We start from the raw sequence: 21,148 nt of genomic DNA, 5'->3' as shown, positions 1-21,148 counted from the left end.
GTCTCCTTGTCAGGGGGCCGGGCTCGTGGCGGCCCGGTTCTTGCGGCCGGGGCATGGCCCCGGGGAATCAACCGGCTCCGGAACCGGAGCGCGGGGAAAGAACGTGGGGACGGCCCGTGCGGCCGGCGGCACGGTCGGCCGCCAGCGCCTCGATGCCGGCGCTGATGAAAGGCACCAGGCGGGCCATGACGGCATCGACGTCGCTGTCGTCGCAGGCGCCGTCCGACAGGCGTCCTGCCCGCCCGGTGGCGGCCATCATGGTCATGCCCACGCCGATGGCGAACATGTAGGACCACACGGCATCGTCCTGCTCCAACTGCGGCAGGACACGGCGGAAGGCGGCGATGAAACGGCGGGCGATCGCGTCGTAGTGGGCGCCGATCAGCGTGCGCGAACGCTCGTCCTCGGCGTTGGCGGTGGCGGCCAGCACCCGCGAGAACAGATTGCCCGCCGGCCCCTCGTGGCCGAACTCCACCGTTGGCCGGAACAAGGCTTCCAGCAGGTCGCCCAGGGTGGGCCGCCCCTGCCCGTCCGGTCCGAACAGCCGGTCCAGCGCGGCCGCGCGGACGGCGTTGATGGCGTCGGAGCGGCGGGCGAACATGGCCTCGTACAGTTTTTCCTTGGTGCCGAAGTGGTAGTGCAGCAATGCCTGGGCCACGCCGGCTTCGTTGGCGATCTGCCGCATGCTGGTGCCATCGAAGCCGTGGGCGGCGAAAACCCCTTCGGCGGCGTCGAGGATGGCGGTCCGGGCGTTCTGGTCGGTCAAGGCGCGCTTCCTGGATAAGGATGCGCTAGCCTAGGCCCTGACTGATCGATCAGTCAACATAGGGTTAGCGAGCAGCCGGCTCCGGTGCCTGGCAGCCCGATGCCGTAGAATCCCGTACCCGTCCCGTGGGGAAACAAGCTGCGCCGCAAACAACGAGTTGAAAAAACGGCGGGTTTCGTGCTATTCTTGCGAGCTTTACGGCGTTGTCTTTGGCCCGCGAGAGCTCTCGCCCCGGGGAAAGCCCTTCGCAAGCGCGCTTTCCGGGCGCGGATGAAGCTGGCTTTCGGCGCACGTTTTCAACGCATTCTGGATTTTGCGCCGGGATGCCTTGAGAACCCGTGCGAACCGGGTCGGCATCCATCCTGCCAAACCGCGCCAGAAATTCGGGGCACAGTCCGGTATCGCCGGCCCCCGGATCCGTCTCCCGAATTCACGAAATAGCAGAAGAGGTGTCGCCATGGCACGAGTATGTCAAGTAACCGGTAAGGGTCCGATCACGGGCAACAACGTTTCTCACGCCAACAACAAGACCAAGCGCCGTTTCCTGCCGAACCTGCAATACCGCAAGTTCTGGGTGGAAAGCGAAAACCGCTGGGTTCGCCTGCGCGTCAGCACCAACGCCCTGCGCACCATCGACAAGAACGGCATCGAAGCCGTCCTGGCCGATCTGCGCGCTCGCGGCGAAGCCGTTTAATCACCGGATCCACAGGAGCACACCATGGCCGCCAAGGGTATTCGCGAAAAGATCAAGCTCGAGTCCACCGCCGGAACCGGGCATTTCTACACCACGACCAAGAACAAGCGCACCACCCCGGAAAAGATGCTGATCAAGAAGTTCGATCCGGTCGCGCGCAAGCACGTGGACTACAAGGAAACCAAGCTGAAGTAATCGGCTCGGTTTGCGAACAAACCCCGCCCAGGCGGGGTTTTTCTTTGCCCGCGGCAAACATCCGCCGCTATGCCCTGCCCGCGGCTTCCATCATCCGCCGGGCGCGCGCCAGCACCGGCGCATCCACCATCCGCCCTTCCAGCCGGAACGCGCCCCGCTGCCCCGCCGCCGCCTCGACGACGCGGCGGGCCCAAGCCAGTTCCGCGTCCGAAGGACTGAAGGCCTCGTTGATGGCGGCGACCTGCACGGGGTGCACGCACAGCATGCCGCCCATGCCCGCCCCGCGCGCCCGCGCGGCTTCGGCGCGCAGGCCGTCGATGTCGTCCAGTTGCGGGTGTACGCCGTCGAGCGGCGCGGGCAGGTCCGCGCCGCGCGCGTGAAGCAGCATGCGGTGCCGGGCATCGTCCAGGACCGCCCGGCCCGCCGCCGACACCGGGTCCAGGTCGAGGTCCAGCGCGAAATCCAGGCTCCCGAACACCAGCCGCTCCACCCCCGGCGCATCGGCGATGGCCGCCAGCGCCAGCACGCCGCGCGCGCTTTCGATCAGCGGCCACACGGGCCGGCCAGCCGACGCCGCGCGCGCCATATCCGCCGCCGACTCCGACTTGGGCAGCATCACCGCGGCCACCGCGGGACTGGCGGCGCACAGCGCGATGTCCTCGTCGAAATAGATCGTCTGGATCGCATTGACGCGCACCACCACCGATCGGTCCGCGCAAGCTTTCAGGGATGCCGCCACGGCCGCGCGCGCGGCCGCCTTGGCGCCGGGTTCTACCGCGTCCTCCAGGTCCACGATGACGGCATCGGCGCCGCTGGCCAGCGCCTTGGGCAGCCGCTCGGGCCGGTCCCCCGGCACGAACAGGGCGGAGCGCACGCGCTTCATGCGCCCGCCACCCGATTGCGCAGCCTGCCGATGCCATCGACTTCGCATTCGATCAGATCGCCAGGCCTCAAATAGCCCGAGGCGGGAACGATGCCGTTGCCTCCCGACCATTTGCCGCCGAGCTCCTTGTCGGTGGACCAGGCCGTACCGCTGGGCGTGCCCGTGATGATCACCATGCCCGGCCGCAGCGTCAGGTTGATCGAAAACACATGGACAAGTTCGGCCACGCTCCAGATCATCTGTGCGGTATTGCTATTCTGCCGCAGCTCGCCATTGACCCAGGAACGGATGCCCAGGCCTTGCGGATCGGGGATCTCTTCGGCGCCGACAATGTACGGGCCCAGCGGAGCGCTGGTATCGAATACCTTACCGCGGCCCAGCTCGTACCAGCTACTGCCGTCCGGCCGAAAGCGCACCTGGCGATCGCGAGCCGTGACGTCGTTGACGATGGTATAGCCGAACACATGCTCCAGCGCCCGTTCGCGTGGAATGTGCCGCCCCGGCTTGCCGATGACCACGCCCAGCTCGACCTCGCCGTCCAGTTTGCGCGTCAGCACCGGATCGTGGACGATCTCGTCGTGCGGGCCGACGACGCAGTCGGCGGTCTTGAGGAAGAACTCCGGCTCTTTGCCGCTTGTGTCGGAGCCGGCCTTTTCGGCGTTGTGGCTCAGGTAGTTGCTGCCCGCGCACAGGATGGTGGAAGGCAGCATGGGGGCGCAGAGCTGCACGTCATCTAGCGCCACGCGTCCCACACCCCGCTCGGCGGCGAGCGCCACCGCCCGCGCACCGAGTTCCCGGGACTGCGGGGCATGGCGGATCACCTCGGTCATGTCGGCAAACCAGCTCACTTGCGGCCCCAGCCCGCCAACGGCTTGTTCGAGCGCTTGCGGATCAACCAGGTACGCGCCGTCGAGGATGGTCACGCGCTTGACGCCGTCACGGCGATACATTGCATATTTCATGGATTCCCTTCTTATTCGAGTTTGCCGATGCTGTTGATGATCTGCGTCTGATGCCGCTCGTCGGCTCGCCAGAAGGCCTCGAATTCCGGCGCATCCAGATACTGGACGGGCGTCCCCATTCCTGTCATGGCCTTGACGAAAGCCGGATCGGCCGCTGCTTCCTTGACGACGGTGCGCAGCTTCGCCATGACGGGCTCGGGCAGGCCCGTCGGCGCGAATAGTCCGGCCCAAAGATAGTATTCAGCGTCGTAGCCGAGCTCTTTCAGCGTCGGCACATCGGGCAGGCTGGCCAGGCGCTCGGCGCTCTGAACCGCCAGCGGCTTGAACTTGCCGCTCTTGATATGGCCGGAAATGTTGCCATAGGTCTGCGTCGAGGCCTGGACATGTCCACCTAACAGCGCCGTCACTTGTTCGCCGCCGCCGCCATACGGCACGTGCAGCAGCTTGATTCCCGCGGCGTGGGCAAAACGCTCCATCGCTACATGCGTAGTGCCGTAGATTCCGGATGAACTGAAGCTGATCGTGCCGGGCTTGACCTTGGCCGCCTCCACCAGCTCACGCACGGACTTCCAGGGCGCATCGTCGCGCACCACCAGCACGGTGGGATCGGCCGATATGCGAGCGATGGCGGCAAATTGCGAGGTGGAATATGAAGGTGTCTTGCCCGTCAGCTTGTCGGCGGGGGGAATTGCCGAAATACTGGCCAACGCCATCATGAGCGTATAGCCATCTGGAGCCGCCTTGGCCACATGAGCCATTCCCACTCCACCCCCTGCTCCTGGCCGGTTCTCGACGATGACCGGTTGCCCCAGACGCTTGGCCATGACAGGCGCCAGCGGACGCGCCGTGGTGTCCGACACGCCACCCGGCGAGAACGGCACGACCAACGTAATGGGACGGGAAGGGTAGTTGTCCGCCGCGAGCGCGGCGAGTGGACACAATAAAGCGACGGCGAAGCACGCAAGGCCTCGATTCATTGGTAGTCTCCTGAGTCGTTTTTTGCTTTCGTTTTGGCGCGTGCCGCTGGCGGCCACGCAGTGCCTACACTATCACGCGTGGCACGATTTTTTCTGCCGAAGACGCCCCTCTGCCAGCCGACGGCCCGGCATTTCCTGCCGCGCACCGGAGATCCTCTGATCGAAAATATCAGGGCACCAGGCACGATTCTCGCAGCCGACTCGCCCGCATCATGACGCTACTACATGCCGCGCACGCAGCGCGGCGATCTCGGCTTCGCCATAGCCGAGTTCGGCCAGGATGGACAAGGTATCTTCACCCAGGGCCGGTATCCGGTCCATGCGGGCCGCATAGGCGCCGCCCGCTCCTGGCGGCAGCAACACGGGCAACATGCCGGCCGGGCTTGCCACCTCGGTCCAGCGCTGGCGGGCCGCCAGCTGCGGGTGGGACCAGACGCCTGCCATGTCGTTGACGCGGGCGTTGGCGATCTGGGCGTCGTCCAGCGCCGCCATGACCTGTTCGGTGTTCATGCCGGCGAAGACCTCCACGATGATGTCGCGCAGCGCCGCCCGGTTTTCGGTGCGCCGCGAATTGGCATCGAAACGGGGGTCGCCGGCCAGTTCCGGCCGCGCCAGCACCCGTTCGCAGAACACGCGCCATTCGCGCTCGTTCTGCAGGCCGAGCATCACGGTGCCGCCATCGCCGGCGGGAAACGGGCCGTAGGGGTAGATGGTCGCGTGCGAGGCGCCCGAGCGCGGCGGCGGGGGCGCGCCGTCGAACGCGTAGTACATGGGGTAGCCCATCCACTCGACCATGCTCTCGAGCATGGAGACGTCGATGCGGCTGCCCTTCCCCGTCGTGGCCCGCAGCAGCAGCGCGGCCAGGATGTTGGAATAGGCGTACATGCCGGCGGCGATGTCGGCCACCGAGGCCCCGGCCTTGGACGGTTCTTCGGGCGTGCCCGTGACCGACAGGAAACCTCCTTCGCTTTGGATCAGCAGGTCGTAGGCCTTCTTGTCGCGATACGGGCCGCTGTCGCCGTAGCCGGAGATGTCGCAGACGATCAGCCTGGGATGGCGTACGTGCAGCGCCTCGAACGACAGCCCCAGCCGCTCGGCGGCGCCGGGCGCCAGGTTTTGCACCAGGACGTCGACGCGCGGCAGCAGCCGCTCCAGCACCTCGCGCGCGCCGTCCTGCTTCAGGTCCAGCGCCAGGCTTTCCTTCGACCTGTTGGTCCAGACGAAGTGGGACGACAGCCCGCGGACGCGCTCGTCGTAGCCGCGCGCGAAGTCCCCCGTCCCCGGGCGTTCGATCTTGATCACGCGGGCGCCCAGGTCGGCCAGTTGCCGGGTGCAGAACGGCGCCGCGATGGCGTGCTCGAGGCTCAGCACGGTGACGCCGTCCAGCGGACGCGGCGGGGTCGGTAGAAGAGAGGCGGTCACCGGCGTGCTCACTGGACTACCCTCCTGTCGCTGCGCGACATCCTCTCCGAGGGAGGTCGCGCGCCCTTCGGGCGGTCGGGCGGGCGCGCTCATGCAAGCTCCGGCATGAAATCGGACAACTCGCGCGCGTGCCGCAGGCTCCACAGGCGGGGAATCCAGGCATCGATCTCCGCCGACGTCGCCGCGCCGGAGAAAGCCGCCAGGCGCCTCAGCTTGGATTCCAGCTCGGGGCGCGACAAGGTGTTGTCCGGGTCGCCCTTGGGGCTGTCGATGGCGGCGGACAGGCGCCGGCCATCGCGCGTCTCCACCTCGACCCGTCCCAGCCAGCGGGCGGGATAGGCGCGGTCGACCTCGTCGTCCATCACCATGGTCGTGCGCCGGCGGACGTCCGCCACCGCGGGATCGGTCAGCGCATGGTCGCGGAATTCCTCCAGGCCGGCGCGGCCGTGGACCGCGATCAGGCCCAGCACCGTCCCCATCGAGAACTTCGCCTGATGCACGGTGCTGGGTTCGTCCACGTTGCCCAGCACATCGATCGCGGCGCGGTGCACCCGGGCGCGGATCGAAGCGATGTCGCCGTGGGCGATGCCTTCGGTACGCATCAGCTGCAACAGCGCATCGGCGGCCGGATGGGTATGGCGGCACGAGGCATGGAACTTGAACGATGTCTCCAGCGTGGCCCAGCGCCGGCCCAGGCGATCGTTCAGCCGGGCCGGATCCGCGTCCGAGGACATGCCCGCCGCCATGCCCTGCCGGCCTTCGAGCACGCCGTGCGCGCCGGTCAGGCCATCCTGTGCCAGGTAGGCGGCCAGGAGCCCGTTCGCGGCCGCCTGGCCAGTATGGAGCTGCTTGGAATCGGCGGCCTCGCGCAGGAATTCCCACAGGCCCGAGGCTTGCGTGCCGGCCGACCCCAGCGTGTGCGCCAGCGTCCGCGCATCCTGCCCCATCAGCCTGGCCACGCCGGCCGCGGCCGCCAGCGTGCCCACGGTGCCGGTCGTATGGAAGATGCGGTAGTGCGACCGACCCAGGAATTCGCCGATGCGCACGCCGGCCTCATAGCCGGCCACCGCCGCCACGAGCATCTCGCTACCCGACTTGCCCAGGTCCTGCGCCGCGGCGAACACGGCCGGAAACACCACCGTGGCCGGATGCAGCACCGAGCTGTTGTGCAGGTCGTCCTGCTCGACCAGGTGCGAGGCGGCGCCGTTGACCAGCGCGGCGAAATGCGCCGACGTGGTCCGCCGGTTGGTCAGGATCGCGCAGCGCCCCGCTTCGGGCCCCATCGCCGCGGCATAGCGCTCGAACAGCGGCACCGGATGCCCGCCCTTCCCGGCCAGGGCCGATGCCACCCAGTCCAGGAACAGGTCTTCGATCCGGTCCGCCACCGGCGCGGGCAGGTCCTTGAAACGCAGTGCCGCCAGGAATTCGCACAGGGAGGCGGTGGCGCCGTCCCGCGCCAGGCTGGTCTTGTCCATGGACGCGCCTCAGAAGGAACGCGGCAGCCCCAGCAGGTGCTCGGCCACGTAGGAAAGGATGAGGTTGGTCGAGATCGGCGCCACCTGGTAGAGGCGCGTTTCGCGGAATTTGCGCTCGACGTCGTATTCGCAGGCGAAGCCGAAGCCGCCGTGCGTCTGCAGGCAGACGTTGGCCGCTTCCCACGAGGCCTTGGCGGCCAGGTACTTGGCCATATTGGCGCTGGCGCCCGCCGCGACGCCGGCGTCGTATTCGCGGCAGGCGCGCCAGCGCATCAGGTCCGCGGCCTCGACCTCGATGTGGGCCTCGGCGATGGGAAACTGCACGCCCTGGTTCTGCCCGATCGGACGACCGAACACCTGCCGCTCGCCGGCGTAGCTGCGCGCGCGCTCGACGAACCAGCGGCCATCGCCGATGCACTCGGCGGCGATCAGCGTGCGTTCGGCGTTCAGCCCGTCCAGGATGTAGCGAAAGCCCTTGCCTTCCTCGCCGATCAGGCTGTCGGCCGGCAGCTCCAGGTTGTCGAAGAAAAGTTCGTTGGTCTCATGGTTGACCATGTTGGCGATGGGGCGCACCTCCATGCCATGGCCGATCGCCTCGCGCAGGTCGACCAGGAAGATGGACATGCCCTCGGTCTTCCTGGCGACCTCGGCCAGGGGCGTGGTGCGGGCCAGCAGGATCATCAGGTCGGAGTGCTGCACGCGCGAGATCCAGACCTTCTGTCCGTTGACCACATAGCGGTCGCCGCGCCGCACGGCGGTGGTCTTGATCCGGGTCGTGTCGGTGCCCGTGGTCGGCTCCGTCACGCCCATGGACTGCAGGCGCAGCTCGCCGCTGGCCAGGCGCGGCAGGAAATGATCCTTCTGCGCCTGCGACCCGTGGCGCACCAGCGTGAACAGGTTGTACATCTGCCCGTGCACGGTGCCCGAATTGCCGCCGCAGCGGTTGACCTCCTCCAGGATCACCGATGCCTCGGACAGCCCCAGGCCCGATCCGCCGTACTCGGCGGGAATCATCGCCCCCAGCCATCCGGCCTCGGTCAGCGCGCGCACGAACGCCTCGGGGAATCCCCGGGCCTCGTCCACCCCGCGCCAATAGGCGGCGTCATAGTGGGCGCACAGGGCGCGCACGCCCTGGCGGATGTCGTCGTACTCTTCCATGCCATCTCCGGTGACAAACAGCCGTTCGCGCCTCCGCGCGGGCCGCCGTTGCTATCTCTGCTCGTAGCGCAGCTCGCCGCGCTGGATCGCGCCTTGCGCATTGCCGGCCCAGACCCGGGCCACGCCCTCGTCCGCCATCCGCCCCGCCGCCTCGAAGGGCGTGGGCGCGATCAGCGGCCGTACACCCCGATACGAGAAATGCGTCGGCCGCAGCGACGGATGAGCACGCACGAACGCCCCCACCAGCAATGTCGCGATCAGCGGGCCGTGCACCACCAGGCCGGCATAGCCTTCCTCGTCCGTGGCATAGGGCCAGTCGTAGTGGATGCGGTGGCCGTTGAAGGTGACCGCCGAATAGCGGAACAGCATGGTGGAGGTCGGCACGATGGTCTCCGACCATCCGGCTTGCGGCACGGGCTCCGGATCGGCGGTACGCGGCGGGGACGGCTCGCGGTAGACGATGTCCTGTTCCTCGCGCACGGCCAGGCCGCCGCGCTGTTCGTAGTCGTGGCGCACGGTCACGAACAGCAGGGAACCGGTGCGCCCCGCCTTCTCCTGCACCGACAGGATGGTCGAATGGCGCGTGGCGTCCTCGCCCACCACCAGCGGCCGATGGAACGCCAGCCGGCCACCGGCCCACATGCGATTGCGCCGGTCGGCCGGCGGCAGGAAGCCGCCGCGGGCGGGATGACCGTCGGCGCCCAGTCCGGCCGCGTCCACCGGCTCCTGGAAATACGCCCAATGCCACAGCTCGGGCAACGCGCTGCCCGGCTCGGGCGCCGCCTGCCCCAGGGTGGCGGCGATGCGCCGCGCCAGGTTGCCGGTGATCTGGTCGGACGAGGTTTCTGTGCGCCCGATCCAGTCGCGCGGGGATGGAGCCTGGTCCTGGCTCATGCTTGCTCCTTGCGGCCCGCCCATGGGCGCCGCCTTGCGTGAAATGCCGCCAGCATGCACCCGCGCCAGCCTTCTGTAAATTTTGATTTTCCTCATCCAGTCTTCGCCAAAACGGAAGGGATCAGGTAAGGTGAATGCTTTCCCCCACACGTGCCGCCATGCATCTCGACCTGGCCGACCTCAGGCTTTTCATCCACGTGGCCGAAGCGCCCAGCCTGACGCAGGGCGCGCGGCGCGCCCATCTTTCGCTGACCGCCGCCAGCACCCGCATCAAGTCGCTGGAAACCCGGCTCGACGCCCGCCTGCTGTACCGGAACAGCCGCGGGGTAGAGCTGACGCCCGCCGGCCGGCGGCTGCTGGAGCACGCCCGGCAGGTCATGCGGCAGGTCGATTCGCTCAAGAACGATTTCGCCGATGGCAGCACCGGCACCACGGGCCATATCCGCATCTTCGCCAACACCACCGCCGTCACCGAGTTCATGCCCGAGATCCTGGCGCGTTTCCTGGCCGGGCGGCCCGGCGTGACGGTGGACCTGCAGGAACGGCTGACCCGCGACATCATCCGCGGGGTGATGGATGGCTCGACCGACCTGGGCATCACCGCCGGCCCCATCAACGCCCCCGGCCTGGAGCGCCTGCACTTCAGCACCGACCGGCTGGTACTGGCCGTCCCGACCGTCCATCCGCTGGCCGCGCGGGGCCGGGTTACCCTGGACGACACCTTGCGCTATCCCCACATCAGCCTGCACGAGGGCAGCACCATGCTGACCTTCCTGCGTGAACAGGTCGAAAACCGGGGCGCGGGGCTCATCCTGCGCATCCAGGTCTCGAGCTTCGAGGCCATCTGCCGGATGGTGGAGGCGGGCGTCGGCATAGGCGTGATCCCCGAGTCGGCGGCGCGCCGCCACCGGCGCACGATGGAGCTGTCCATCGTGGAGCTGGACGAGCCGTGGGCCGTGCGCGAACGCGACCTGCTGGTGCGCGAGCTCGAGGCCCTGCCCGCCTGCGTGCGGGCGCTGGTCGACGCGGTCCGGGCCTACGGGGAACAGACCGCCGCGCACGCGGCAGGCGGCGCGGCCTCGCCCGCGAAGGACTAAAATCGCGGGCTTGCACGGCCACGGCCGCGTCCTTCCCCGCCGGCCCGCCGCGCGGGCGTTCCACCCATCGCACAAGAGACCACGGCTTCATGGGTCATGCCACGTCCCGCCAGGGCAGCTACCGGATCATCGCGCTGATCGTCGCCAGCGCGTTCTTCATGGAGCAACTGGACTCCACCATCATCTCGACCGCGCTGCCGGCCATGGCGCAGTCCCTGGGCACCGACCCGGTCCGCATGAACTTCGCCATGACGGCGTACCTGCTCAGCCTGGCGGCCTTCATCCCGATCAGCGGCAAGATCGCCGACCGCTTCGGCACGCGCAACACCTTCCGCGGCGCGATCACGCTGTTCGTCGTCAGCTCCGTGCTGTGCGGCCTGGCGCAGAACCTGCCGTGGCTGATCGGCGCGCGGCTGCTCCAGGGGGCGAGCGGCGCCATGATGGTGCCGGTGGGCCGGCTGGTGCTACTGCGCACGGTGGAAAAGTCCCAGCTGGTCTCGGCCATGTCCTGGGTGCTGTTTCCCGCGATGATAGGCCCGGCCGTCGGGCCCCTGATCGGCGGCTTCCTGACCACCTACCTGTCCTGGCACTGGATCTTCTTCATCAACGTGCCGATCGGGCTGGCCGGCATCGCGCTCGCCACCACCTACATCCCCGATATCCGCAGCGACGCGCCGCCCTCGTCGTTCGACTACGTGGGCTTCGCCCTGGCCGCCGCCACGCTGGCCAGCCTGATCGTCGGGCTGGAAGGACTGGGCCACGGCGGCCTGTCCCCGACCGCGCTGCTCCTGCTGGGCGCCGCGGCCGCCTGCGCGCTGGCCTACGCCTGGCACAGCCGCCGGCATACCGACCCCGTGCTGGACTTCAGCCTGATGCGCATCCCCACCTTTCGCGTGGCGATGCGCGGCGGCTTCCTGTATCGGGTGGCCTACGGCTCCTTCCCCTTCCTGATGCCGCTGATGCTGCAACTGGGCTTCGGCCTGTCGGCCGCCGAAAGCGGCGCCATCACCTTCGCCGGGGCCGTGGGCGGCCTGGTCATGAAGGCGATCTCGGTGCGCTTTTTGCGGGCCTTCGGCTATCGCCGGGTCATGATCTGGAACGGCCTGCTGTCTGCGGTGTTGCTGGGCCTGTGCGGTGCGTTCCGGCCGGAATGGCCGCTGGCGGCGATCTACCTGCTGCTGCTCCTGGGCGGCCTGGCGCGCTCGTTGCAATTCAACGCCTACGGCACCATCGTCTACGCCGACGTGCCGCAGCCCCGCATGAGCGCGGCGACCAGCCTGGCCAGCACCAACCAGCAGATGACGGCGGCGCTGGGCATCGGCCTGGCCGCGCTGGTGCTCGACACCTCGAGGCATGCGCTGGGCCATGCGGCCGTGCAACTGACGGACTTCACCCTGGCCTTCGCCGCCATGGGTCTCCTGGGCGTGCTGGCCGTCACCCAGTGCCGCGAACTGCCGGCCAACGCCGGCGCCGAACTGAGCGGCCACCGCCGGCGGGACGGTGAACCGGCGCGCGGCTGACCCCTATCGCCGCGCGGCCCCAAAAGAAAAAAGGAGCCGAGGCTCCTTTTTTCTTGTTTCCGACCAGCAGGCTCAGGTCGCGTAGCTGCGCAGCCTGGCCGAGAACTCCTCGAGCCGCGCGATGCCGCTTTGCTGGGCGCGGTTGCACCAATCCTGCAGATCGCGCAGCAGCTGTTCGCTGGAGGCGCTGGACCGCTCCCAGATGGCGGCCAGTTCGCGCCGCATCTCGACCAGGATGGCCAGCGAGCGGTGGTCCGCCAGCACGGTATTGATCGCGGAACGGTGAGAATCGGGAAGCGACTCGTCGTCGGCGCGGTGCAGCAGGGCCTTCGCCCGCCGCAGCAGCTTCCACTGCAGATGGGATTCCTTGGCGGCCTTCAGCCGGGCGATCTCGTCGCGGCAGGCATGCTTGAGCAGGTCGGCATAGCGCGCCATGATTTCGTAGCGATGCGTGATCACGGCCTGCAGGGTCTCCAGGTCGACCGGCTTGCCGTGCGCCAGCCGCACCTTGGGCGCGACCTTCTTGACCTTGGCCAGGCGCAGGATCTCCAGGGCACGGATATAGCCCCAGCCGATGTCGAACTCGTACCACTTGGTGGAGAACCGCGCCGACGAGGCATAGGCGTGGTGGTTGTTGTGCAGTTCCTCGCCGCCGATGACGATGCCCCACGGGAAGACGTTGCGGCTGGCATCCGGGCTGGCGTAGTTGCGGTAGCCCCAGAAATGGCCGATGCCGTTGACCACGCCGGCCGCCCAGAACGGGATCCAGATCATCTGTACCGCCCAGACGGTCAGGCCGATCGCGCCGAACAGCGCGACGTCGATCACCATCATCAGCCCCACGCCCTGCCAGCCGAAGCGCGAATAGACATTGCGCTCGACCCAGTCATCGGGGGTGCCGTGGCCGAACTTGTCCAGCGTCTCGCGGTTGGTCGCCTCGTCGCGATACAGTTCGGCGCCCTGGAAGAACACCTTGCCGATGCCGTACACCATGGGCGAATGGGGATCCCCTTCACGCTCGCAGCGGGCGTGGTGCTTGCGGTGGATCGCCACCCACTCCTTGGTGACCATGCCGGTGGTCAGCCACAGCCAGAACCGGAAGAAATGCGCGATGGCCGGATGCAGGTCCAGCCCGCGGTGCGCCTGGCTGCGATGCAGGTAGATCGTGACGCCGAGAATGGTGATATGGGTGACTACCAGGGTGAAGGCGACGATCTGCCACCATGACGCGCCAAGCAGACCATCGGACAAGAACGAAAGCACAAAATCCATATCACCTCACAGACAGGCCGGCGGCAGTGCCGGCGCGGGAGGCGCCTCGCGCCTCGAAGAAACTCAACTCGTCGACCCTGGTCACCGATGGCGGGACCAAGGTCTTGGAAAGCGGACGGCGGCGGCGGTTCCCCAGGGGAAACCCGCGGCCGGACGGCGGAAAGGCCGGAATCCGGCGCGCCGCCATGCGCCCGACACGATAACGCGAATCTTGGGGCGGGACGACCCCTTTCAAAGAGGGGGATAACCCTAGCTCAAACAGGGTTATCGATCCTCTTGGCCACGGCTCGGCGCCGATCCGGTCGCCTCGTCCTGGGTAGGCTGGCCGTCCGGGCCCTCGATTTCATCGCCCAGGCCCGCCACTTCCGCATCCGGCTCGGGCAGTTCGGCCTGCGCCGCTGCAACCTGGACGGCTGCCGGACCGTGGCGCCGTTGAAACACCGCGGCAAAGAAACCATCGGTGCCGTGCACGTCGGGACGCAGTTTCAGATAGGGCCCGGGCAGCGACAGCGCCCCTGCCCGATCGGCCAGCAGCTCGGGGGCCGACAGCAGCTCGAATTCGGGGTGGGCGGCCAGGAACGCCTCGACCTGCCCTTCGTTCTCGACGCGCAGGATGCTGCAGGTCGCATAGACCAGCCGGCCGCCGGGGGCCACGCAGCGCGCGGCCGACGCCAGGATGCTGCGCTGGAGCGCGCACAGGTCGGACACGCTCTCGGGGCTCTGGCGCCATTTCAGGTCGGGATTGCGCCGCAGCGTCCCGGTGCCGCTGCACGGTGCATCCACCAGCACCCGGTGCGCCTTGCGCGCCAGGCGCTTGACGCGGGCGTCGTTCTCGTTGGCGATCACCACCGGCACGACGTTGGACAACCCGCTGCGCGCCAGGCGAGGCTTGAAGCGCGCCAGCCGGGTGTGCGAGACGTCCAGGGCATACAGCCGCCCGGTCGACCGCATCAGCGCCCCCAGCAACAGCGTCTTGCCGCCGGCGCCGGCGCAGAAGTCGATCACCATTTCCCCGCGCCGGGGAGCGACCAGCAGCGCGAGCAACTGGCTGCCCTCGTCCTGGACCTCGATGCTGCCGTCCTCGAAGCGCCCCCACCGGGTCAGCGCCGGCCGGCCCTGCAGCCGGATGCCGAACGGCGAATACGGCGTCGGCTCGGCCATCTCGGAAGCCACGCCCGCCCGCAATTCGGCCAGGATGGTTTCGCGGTCGGCCTTCATCGGGTTGACGCGGATGTCCAGCGGCGCGGCGCGATTGAGCGCGGCCAGCAGGCTGTCGCTGTCCGGTTCGATGGCCAGCGCCTCGGACAGCCAGTCGGGAATGCTCAGGCGGATCTCGCGCGGCAGTGCCGCCTGGTCGATGGCGGACACGCGGCGCAGCCAATCGGCCTCATCGGCATCGAGGGCCGGCAGGATTCCGTCGCGGCCCAGCGTGGACGCCAGCCCCAGGATGGCCAGGCGGCGCGTGGCCGCGCCCCGCCCGCCCTCGGCCACGTGGCGGTAGCGCCGCAGGTGGCGCAGCACGTCGTAGACCGCCTCGGCCACCGTGCCGCGATCGCGCCCGCCTAGCTTGGGGTGGTCGCGGAACCAGCGGGACAGCACCTGGTCGGCCGGGCCGGACCATTGCAGGATCTCGCCCAGCGCGGAGCGCACCTGCTCGATGCGCTGCGCAACGGGATTGGCGCCCGCCGTGGCGGCGCGCCGCGCGCCGGGCCGTGCCTGCTGGCCACCGGGGCGCCGCCCGCCCTGGGCCTGCCGCGCTGAAGAACTCGAACGCTCGGATGTCATGCCTCGTCTCCCCGCGAAACTGCCGCCGCCCGCGGCGCCAGGCCGAACGCGCGGTCGGCCACGCCGTCCACCGTGACCTTGCCGTCTTCCAGCCCCACCCGCCCATGCGCCAGCCAGGACGCCACGGCCGGATAGACCACGTGCTCGATGGACAGCACGCGCTCGGCCAGGGCGTCTTCGGTATCGCCCTCGCACACCGGTACCACGCCCTGCGCGATCATGGGGCCATGGTCCAGCACCGGCGTGACGAAATGCACGGTGCAGCCGTGGACCCGCACCCCCGCTTCCAGGGCCTGACGGTGGGTGGCCAGGCCCGGAAACAGCGGCAGCAGCGACGGGTGGATGTTGACCAGCCTGCCGGCATAATGCCGCACGAAATCATCGGTGAGTATGCGCATGAAACCGGCCAGCAGCACGTAGTCGGGCTCGAAGGCGTCGATCTCGCGGGCCAGCGCGGCATCGAACGAGGCACGATCGGGATGGTCGCGATGGGGCACCACCCGCGTGGGGATGCCCATTGCGGCGGCCCATTCAAGACCGGAGGCCTGTTCGCGGTTGGCGATCACGGCGGCCACCTCGGCGGGCCAGCCCTGGTCGCGGCAGGCCTGCGTGATGGATTGCATGTTGCTGCCGCGGCCGGAAATCAGGATGACAAAACGGCACCGGCGGGCCGGGGAAAAATGAGAGGCTTTCACCGGAGGATTGTAGCATCGGGGCCGACTCGACCCGGCGTCTCCAGCGGCCCGATGGCGACGCGCCTATAATCAAGGACCTGCCCCCCGGCAGCTAGAATTCGACTCCCAGCTACCGCTTTGTCACCGGCTTGAATCCGTCCGCCCCATCCGCTTCGCCGTCCGCCCTGCGTATATTCCGGGGCCTGCCGCCGCCTTCGCTGCGCCGTCCGTGCGCGCTGGCGATCGGCAACTTCGACGGCGTGCACCGTGGCCACCAGGCCATCCTGGCCCGGGTGCGCGAGGCGGCCCAGGCCCGGGACCTCGTGCCGACGGTCATGACCTTCGAGCCCCACCCCCGGGAATTCTTCGCCGAACTGCACAAGCGCCCCGAACTGGCACCCACCCGCATCGCCGGATTGCGCGACGAACTGTGTGCCCTGGCCCGCTACGGCATGCGGCACGTGGTGGTGGAACGCTTCAATGAACGCCTGGCCTCCATGCCCGCCCAGGCCTTCATCGACCGGCTGCTGATCGAGGGCCTGCACGTGAAATGGCTGCTGGTGGGGGACGACTTCCGCTTCGGCGCCCACCGCACCGGCGACATCGCGCTGCTGCGCGCCAACGCCGCGCGCCATGGCTTCGAGGTCGAGTCCATGGAGTCGGTCACCGACCAGGGCCAGCGCATTTCCAGTTCCGCCATCCGCACGGCGCTGGCGGTCGGCGACCTGGACCGCGCCGCCGAGCTGCTGGGCCACCCCTACAGCGTCAGCGGCCACGTCATCCACGGCCAGAAACTGGGCCGCACGCTGGGCTTTCCCACGCTGAACCTGCGCGTCTCGCGCCGCTGCCCGGCCTTGTCCGGCATCTTCGTCGTGCAGGTGCACGGGCTGGCCTCCCGGCCGTTGCCCGGCGTGGCCAGCCTGGGGGTACGCCCCACGGTCGACGACAGCGGGCGTGTCCTGCTGGAAGTCCACGTGTTCGATTTCAGCGGCAACGCTTACGGTAAACTCGTACAGGTGGAATTCCTGAAAAAGCTGCGCGACGAAGAAAAATTCGTCGATCTGCCGACGCTGAAAGCGGCGATCGAGGACGACGCGCGCCAGGCCCGGGCCTATTTCGCGTCCAGCCACCTGGGCCAGGCCGATCTGGCCACTTCCGCGACCGATCGAATTAGTAGTTAGGCCCCCCCCTACGCGCTGACGCGCGCCCCCCAGGGGGCGATGCGGGTGGACCGGCGGAGCCGGATCCACCGCATCCTGGGCGCTGCCAAGCTGGCGGCGCGGCCCACGATATTTGTGAAGCTTGCCTGCCCCGCGGACGGGGCCGATGTGCAAAATCCTGTTTTTCCATGGACTATAAGAAAACTCTCAACCTTCCCGACACTCCGTTCCCCATGCGCGGCGATCTCGCCAAGCGCGAGCCCGGCTGGGTCGCGGCCTGGGAAGAGAAGCATCTGTACCAGGCCATCCGCGCGGCCAGCGCCGGACGGCCGCGTTTCGTTCTGCATGACGGCCCGCCCTACGCCAACGGCGACATCCACCTGGGACACGCGGTCAACAAGATCCTGAAGGACATCATCGTCAAGAGCCGCACGCTGGCCGGCTTCGATGCGCCCTACGTGCCGGGCTGGGATTGCCACGGCATGCCCATCGAGATCCAGATCGAGAAGAAATACGGCAAGGGGCTGCCGGTGGCCGAGGTACAGTCCAAGGCGCGCGCCTACGCGACCGAGCAGATCGACCGCCAGCGCAAGGACTTCAAGCGCCTGGGCGTGCTGGGCGACTGGGATCACCCCTACCTGACCATGAACCCGCGCAACGAAGCCGACGAGCTGCGCGCGCTGGGCACCATCCTTGAAAAAGGCTTCGTCTTCCGCGGCCTGAAGCCGGTGAACTGGTGTTTCGACTGCGGCTCGGCGCTGGCCGAGGCCGAGGTCGAGTACGCCGACCGCACCGACCCCGCCATCGACGTGGCCTTTCCCTTCGCCGATCGCCCCGCGCTGGCCAAGGCCTTCGGGCTGCCCGCGATCGACGAGGAAGGCGCCATCGTCATCTGGACCACGACGCCGTGGACCATCCCCTCCAACCAGGCGCTGAACGTCCACCCCGAGATCGACTACGCGCTGGTGCGCGTGAAGACGCCGCAGGCGTGGGGCACGCTGCTGGTCCTCGCCCGCGAGCGCGTCGAGACCTGCCTGCAGGCCTGGGACCTGGAAGGCGAGATCGTCGCCACCTGCAAGGGCCTGGCCCTGGACCACATCGCCTTCCACCATCCGCTGGCCCGCAAGGACCCGGGCTACGACCGGCTCTCGCCCATCTACCTGGGCGACTACGTGACCCTGGACACCGGTACCGGCATCGTGCATTCGGCGCCGGCCTACGGCATCGAGGACTTCATCTCCTGCAAGAACAACGGCATGCCCGATGCCGACATCATCAGCCCCGTCATGGGCGATGGCCGCTATGCCTCGACGTTGCCGCTGTTCGGCGGCCTGACCATCTGGGATGCCAACCCGAAGATCGTCGCCGCGCTGGAGGAAGCCGGCACGCTGCTCAAGGTCGAGAAGCTGCGCCACAGCTACATGCACTGCTGGCGCCACAAGACGCCCATCATCTACCGCGCCACCAGCCAATGGTTCGCGGGCATGGACATCCTGCCCGCCGAAGGCGGCGGCACGCTGCGCGAACGCGCGCTGGAGGGCATAGAAGCGACCCGCTTTTACCCTTCCTGGGGCAAGGCGCGGCTGCACGCCATGATCGCCAACCGGCCCGACTGGACGCTGTCGCGCCAGCGCCAATGGGGCGTACCCATGGCCTTCTTCGTGCACAAGGAAACCGGCGAGCTGCACCCCCGCACGCCCGAACTGCTCGAACAGGTCGCGCAGCGCATCGAACAGGGCGGCATCGAAGCCTGGCAATCGCTGGACCCGCGCGAACTGCTGGGCGACGAGGCCGACCTGTACGAGAAGAACCGCGACACGCTGGACGTCTGGTTCGACTCCGGCACCACCCACCAGACCGTGCTGCGCGGCTCGCATGCCGCCGACGGCGCCTGGCCGGCCGACCTGTACCTGGAAGGTTCGGACCAGCACCGCGGCTGGTTCCACTCGTCGCTGCTGACCAGTTGCATGCTGAACGGCACGCCGCCCTACAAAGCCCTGCTCACCCACGGCTTCACCGTGGACGGACAAGGCCGCAAGATGAGCAAGTCGCTGGGCAACACGCTGGCGCCGCAGAAGATCTCCGACACGCTGGGCGCCGAGATCCTGCGCCTGTGGATCGCCAGCACCGACTACTCGGGCGAGCTGTCGATCTCGGACGAGATCCTCAAGCGTGTGGTGGAATCGTATCGCCGCATCCGCAACACGCTGCGCTTCCTGCTGGCCAACCTGAGCGACTTCGATATCGCCACCCAGGCCGTGCCCGACGCGCAGATGTTCGAGATCGACCGCTACGCGCTGGCCATGACGGCCCGCCTGCAGGAAGAAATCACGGCGCTGTACGACCGCTATGAATTCCACCCGGCCACGGCGCGGCTGCAGACCTTCTGCTCGGAAGACCTGGGCGCGTTCTACCTCGACATCCTGAAGGACCGCCTCTACACCACCGCCCCTGCCAGCGTGGCGCGGCGGTCGGCGCAGACGGCGCTCTGGCACGTCACGCAGGCGCTGCTCAAGCTGATGGCGCCCATCCTCTCGTTCACCGCCGAGGAAGCCTGGGCGCTGGTCAAGCAGGGATCGCTCACCATCTTCACGGAAACCTTCCATGCGGTGCCGGCCCAGCCGGACGCCGGGACCCTGCTCGAGAAATGGGGCCGCCTGCGCCACTTGCGCGGGGAAGTCACCAAGAAGCTGGAGGAAGTTCGTGCGGCGGGCGGCATCGGCTCCTCGTTGCAGGCCGAGATCGACATCCACGCGCCGGCATCCGACTACGCGCTGCTTTCCAGCCTGGGCGAGGACCTGCGCTTCGTGCTGATCGTCTCGCGCGTGGGCGTGCATGCCGCCGAGGGTGAACTGCGGATCGACGTCGCGCCGTCCGGCCACAAGAAGTGCGAGCGTTGCTGGCACTGGCGCGAGGACGTGGGCATCGATCCCGAACAGCCCGAGATCTGCGGCCGCTGCGTCGCCAATCTCGAGGGCACGGGCGAACCGCGCGAGTTCGCCTGATGGGCGCGCCCGTCCCGCGTTCCCGGCTGGCCGCCTGGCTGGCCATCGCCGCGCTCATCATCGTCGCCGACCAGGTCACCAAGGTCGCGGTGGACAAGCTGTTCGCCTACGGCGAGCGGCTGCCGCTGCTGCCGGTGCTGGACCTCACACTGCTGTACAACCGCGGCGCGGCCTTCAGCTTCCTGGCCGGCGCCGACGGCTGGCAACGCTGGTTCTTCACCATCCTGGCGCTGGCGGTGTCCGGCTTCATCGTCTGGATGCTGTCCCGCCACGGCCACCAGCGGCTGTTCTCGTGGGCACTGACCCTGATCCTGGGCGGTGCCCTGGGCAACGTGATCGACCGCTTCATCCACGGCCACGTCATCGACTTCGTGCTGGTGCACTACGGCGACTGGTTCTTCCCCGCGTTCAACCTGGCGGATTCGGCCATCACGGTGGGCGCGGTGCTGTTGATCATCGATGAAGTAAGGAAGAAACCTTCCTCTGCATAATAGAGCAGCTACTTGTCCACGTTGCGGCCGGACTCCAGCATTTCGGCCGCGGCTTCGTAGATCCCACCATCTCGGCGCCCCACAACCAGAACGACAATGTCTGGTGGGGTCGCCTCGTCCCGCACCAAATAGACCAATCTGTAGCCGACGCCGCGTAGCTTGATCTTGTAGCAATCGACCAAGGGCGGGCGAAGTTGTGAGCCTGGTAGCCGTGGAGTCTCCAGCCGTTTTTTCAACGCGGCTTTGAACAGGGTCCTGAGAGAACCATCCAACCCATCCCACTCTTGCCGAGCCTCAGGCAGGAAGAATAGTTTGTACGACATTTACAGGTCGTCGAGGCTGACTTCGACGGCCTGGTCGAGGGACTTCAGGCGCGAGCGCACCAATGGTTCGAGTTGGCGTTCGTCGTACAACTCGGCCATTTGCGCCATGAGCTCCGGGGAGACGGTGTAGAAGGCAGGGCGATTATGGTTGAGCACGGCTACCGGCTGCCCATGGGCCTCCTCGACCACCTTGCCAGGGTTCTGCTTGAACTCGGAGATGCTGACGGTCAGCAAGCTATGGATCTCTTCCATGCAGCCTCCTAAATAGGGCTAAATTTAGTCCTATTTTGCCAGGGGAGGCGTGTAGTGTCCAGGTTCAAGTAAAGAGCCCGTTCACGCTAAAAGGAACCTCGCAGGCTCCTGCGCGCAGGGGAAGGCGCGGCGAAGTGGCGCCG

At 67.9% G+C, this 21,148-nt stretch carries 20 protein-coding genes; 7 read left to right on the top strand and 13 right to left on the bottom strand.

All coding sequences use genetic code 11. The features are described 5' to 3' along the window. Window positions 1–67: 67 nt before the first annotated feature. Window positions 68–766: a TetR/AcrR family transcriptional regulator gene (locus ABD104_RS03200; protein ID WP_087839579.1), complete on the bottom strand. Its 699-nt coding sequence runs from the start codon at window positions 764–766 to the stop codon at window positions 68–70. A 457-nt stretch (window positions 767–1,223) separates the two neighbouring features. On the opposite strand from ABD104_RS03200, the gene rpmB reads away from it, so the two are divergent. Continuing rightward, a complete protein-coding gene (gene rpmB, locus ABD104_RS03195; RefSeq protein WP_087839580.1) occupies window positions 1,224–1,460 on the top strand; it encodes a 50S ribosomal protein L28 in 237 nt (78 codons plus the stop codon). 24 nt (window positions 1,461–1,484) lie between these two features. Beyond that, window positions 1,485–1,655 carry a 50S ribosomal protein L33 gene (gene rpmG, locus ABD104_RS03190; protein WP_087839581.1) on the top strand — a complete coding sequence of 57 codons (171 nt, stop codon included), beginning with the start codon at window positions 1,485–1,487 and terminating at the stop codon, window positions 1,653–1,655. A gap of 67 nt (window positions 1,656–1,722) precedes the next feature. Here the strand turns inward: rpmG and ABD104_RS03185 are convergent, their stop codons facing one another. The 7 genes from ABD104_RS03185 to ABD104_RS03155 form a co-directional block, all read right to left on the bottom strand. After that, window positions 1,723–2,538: an HpcH/HpaI aldolase/citrate lyase family protein gene (locus ABD104_RS03185; RefSeq protein ID WP_132979310.1), complete on the bottom strand. Its 816-nt coding sequence runs from the start codon at window positions 2,536–2,538 to the stop codon at window positions 1,723–1,725. Further along, a complete protein-coding gene (locus tag ABD104_RS03180) occupies window positions 2,535–3,488 on the bottom strand; it encodes a fumarylacetoacetate hydrolase family protein (RefSeq protein WP_343927116.1) in 954 nt (317 codons plus the stop codon). Before ABD104_RS03180 ends, ABD104_RS03185 begins: the two co-directional genes overlap by 4 nt. Window positions 3,489–3,511: 23 nt before the next feature. After that, on the bottom strand, window positions 3,512–4,477 hold the full coding sequence (locus ABD104_RS03175) for a tripartite tricarboxylate transporter substrate binding protein (protein ID WP_279817416.1): 966 nt from the start codon (window positions 4,475–4,477) through the stop codon (window positions 3,512–3,514). A gap of 210 nt (window positions 4,478–4,687) precedes the next feature. Next, on the bottom strand, window positions 4,688–5,911 hold the full coding sequence (locus tag ABD104_RS03170) for a CaiB/BaiF CoA transferase family protein (protein WP_243724429.1): 1,224 nt from the start codon (window positions 5,909–5,911) through the stop codon (window positions 4,688–4,690). Window positions 5,912–5,988: 77 nt separating this feature from the next. Further along, the gene (locus tag ABD104_RS03165) at window positions 5,989–7,374 is read right to left on the bottom strand and encodes an MmgE/PrpD family protein (RefSeq protein ID WP_343927115.1); all 1,386 of its coding nucleotides are present in this window, start codon (window positions 7,372–7,374) and stop codon (window positions 5,989–5,991) included. A gap of 9 nt (window positions 7,375–7,383) precedes the next feature. Then, the gene (locus ABD104_RS03160; protein ID WP_087839587.1) at window positions 7,384–8,532 is read right to left on the bottom strand and encodes an acyl-CoA dehydrogenase family protein; all 1,149 of its coding nucleotides are present in this window, start codon (window positions 8,530–8,532) and stop codon (window positions 7,384–7,386) included. A gap of 51 nt (window positions 8,533–8,583) precedes the next feature. Further along, window positions 8,584–9,426, bottom strand: a complete 843-nt coding sequence (locus tag ABD104_RS03155) for an HTD2 family dehydratase (RefSeq protein ID WP_132979312.1) — start codon at window positions 9,424–9,426, stop codon at window positions 8,584–8,586. A 158-nt stretch (window positions 9,427–9,584) separates the two neighbouring features. Here ABD104_RS03155 and ABD104_RS03150 point away from each other — a divergent pair, with 158 nt between their 5' ends. After that, window positions 9,585–10,523 (top strand): LysR family transcriptional regulator, encoded by a 939-nt coding sequence (locus ABD104_RS03150; RefSeq protein WP_087839589.1) that lies wholly within the window; start codon window positions 9,585–9,587, stop codon window positions 10,521–10,523. An 89-nt stretch (window positions 10,524–10,612) separates the two neighbouring features. Then, on the top strand, window positions 10,613–12,043 hold the full coding sequence (locus ABD104_RS03145; RefSeq protein WP_132979313.1) for a DHA2 family efflux MFS transporter permease subunit: 1,431 nt from the start codon (window positions 10,613–10,615) through the stop codon (window positions 12,041–12,043). Window positions 12,044–12,115: 72 nt separating this feature from the next. Here ABD104_RS03145 and ABD104_RS03140 read toward each other — a convergent pair whose 3' ends face one another. The 3 genes from ABD104_RS03140 to purN form a co-directional block, all read right to left on the bottom strand. Further along, entirely contained in the window at window positions 12,116–13,315 is a 1,200-nt protein-coding gene (locus ABD104_RS03140; RefSeq protein WP_087839591.1) for a DesA family fatty acid desaturase, read from the bottom strand. A gap of 264 nt (window positions 13,316–13,579) precedes the next feature. Continuing rightward, entirely contained in the window at window positions 13,580–15,100 is a 1,521-nt protein-coding gene (locus ABD104_RS03135; RefSeq protein WP_132979314.1) for an RsmB/NOP family class I SAM-dependent RNA methyltransferase, read from the bottom strand. Then, the gene (gene purN, locus ABD104_RS03130) at window positions 15,097–15,795 is read right to left on the bottom strand and encodes a phosphoribosylglycinamide formyltransferase (protein WP_132979315.1); all 699 of its coding nucleotides are present in this window, start codon (window positions 15,793–15,795) and stop codon (window positions 15,097–15,099) included. Before purN ends, ABD104_RS03135 begins: the two co-directional genes overlap by 4 nt. Window positions 15,796–15,959: 164 nt before the next feature. On the opposite strand from purN, the gene ABD104_RS03125 reads away from it, so the two are divergent. The 3 genes from ABD104_RS03125 to lspA all read left to right on the top strand — a co-directional run bounded on the left by ABD104_RS03125 (window position 15,960) and on the right by lspA (window position 20,430). Then, window positions 15,960–16,955 (top strand): bifunctional riboflavin kinase/FAD synthetase, encoded by a 996-nt coding sequence (locus tag ABD104_RS03125; protein ID WP_087839739.1) that lies wholly within the window; start codon window positions 15,960–15,962, stop codon window positions 16,953–16,955. Between the two features lie 167 nt (window positions 16,956–17,122). Further along, window positions 17,123–19,939: an isoleucine--tRNA ligase gene (gene ileS, locus ABD104_RS03120; RefSeq protein WP_343927114.1), complete on the top strand. Its 2,817-nt coding sequence runs from the start codon at window positions 17,123–17,125 to the stop codon at window positions 19,937–19,939. Then, the gene (lspA, locus tag ABD104_RS03115) at window positions 19,936–20,430 is read left to right on the top strand and encodes a signal peptidase II (RefSeq protein WP_371695558.1); all 495 of its coding nucleotides are present in this window, start codon (window positions 19,936–19,938) and stop codon (window positions 20,428–20,430) included. The genes ileS and lspA overlap by 4 nt, the downstream gene beginning before the upstream one ends. 8 nt (window positions 20,431–20,438) lie before the next feature. Here the strand turns inward: lspA and ABD104_RS03110 are convergent, their stop codons facing one another. Next, the gene (locus ABD104_RS03110; RefSeq protein ID WP_087839596.1) at window positions 20,439–20,753 is read right to left on the bottom strand and encodes a type II toxin-antitoxin system RelE family toxin; all 315 of its coding nucleotides are present in this window, start codon (window positions 20,751–20,753) and stop codon (window positions 20,439–20,441) included. Beyond that, window positions 20,754–21,005, bottom strand: coding sequence for a type II toxin-antitoxin system Phd/YefM family antitoxin (locus ABD104_RS03105; RefSeq protein WP_087839597.1), 252 nt, complete (start codon window positions 21,003–21,005; stop codon window positions 20,754–20,756). Window positions 21,006–21,148: the final 143 nt, after the last annotated feature.

The organism is Pigmentiphaga daeguensis (genome assembly GCF_039523035.1).
Classification (GTDB): Bacteria; Pseudomonadota; Gammaproteobacteria; order Burkholderiales; family Burkholderiaceae_B; genus Pigmentiphaga; species Pigmentiphaga daeguensis.
The sequence above is the reverse complement of the archived record's forward strand: the minus strand, read 5'-3'. Positions and strand labels throughout refer to the sequence as shown.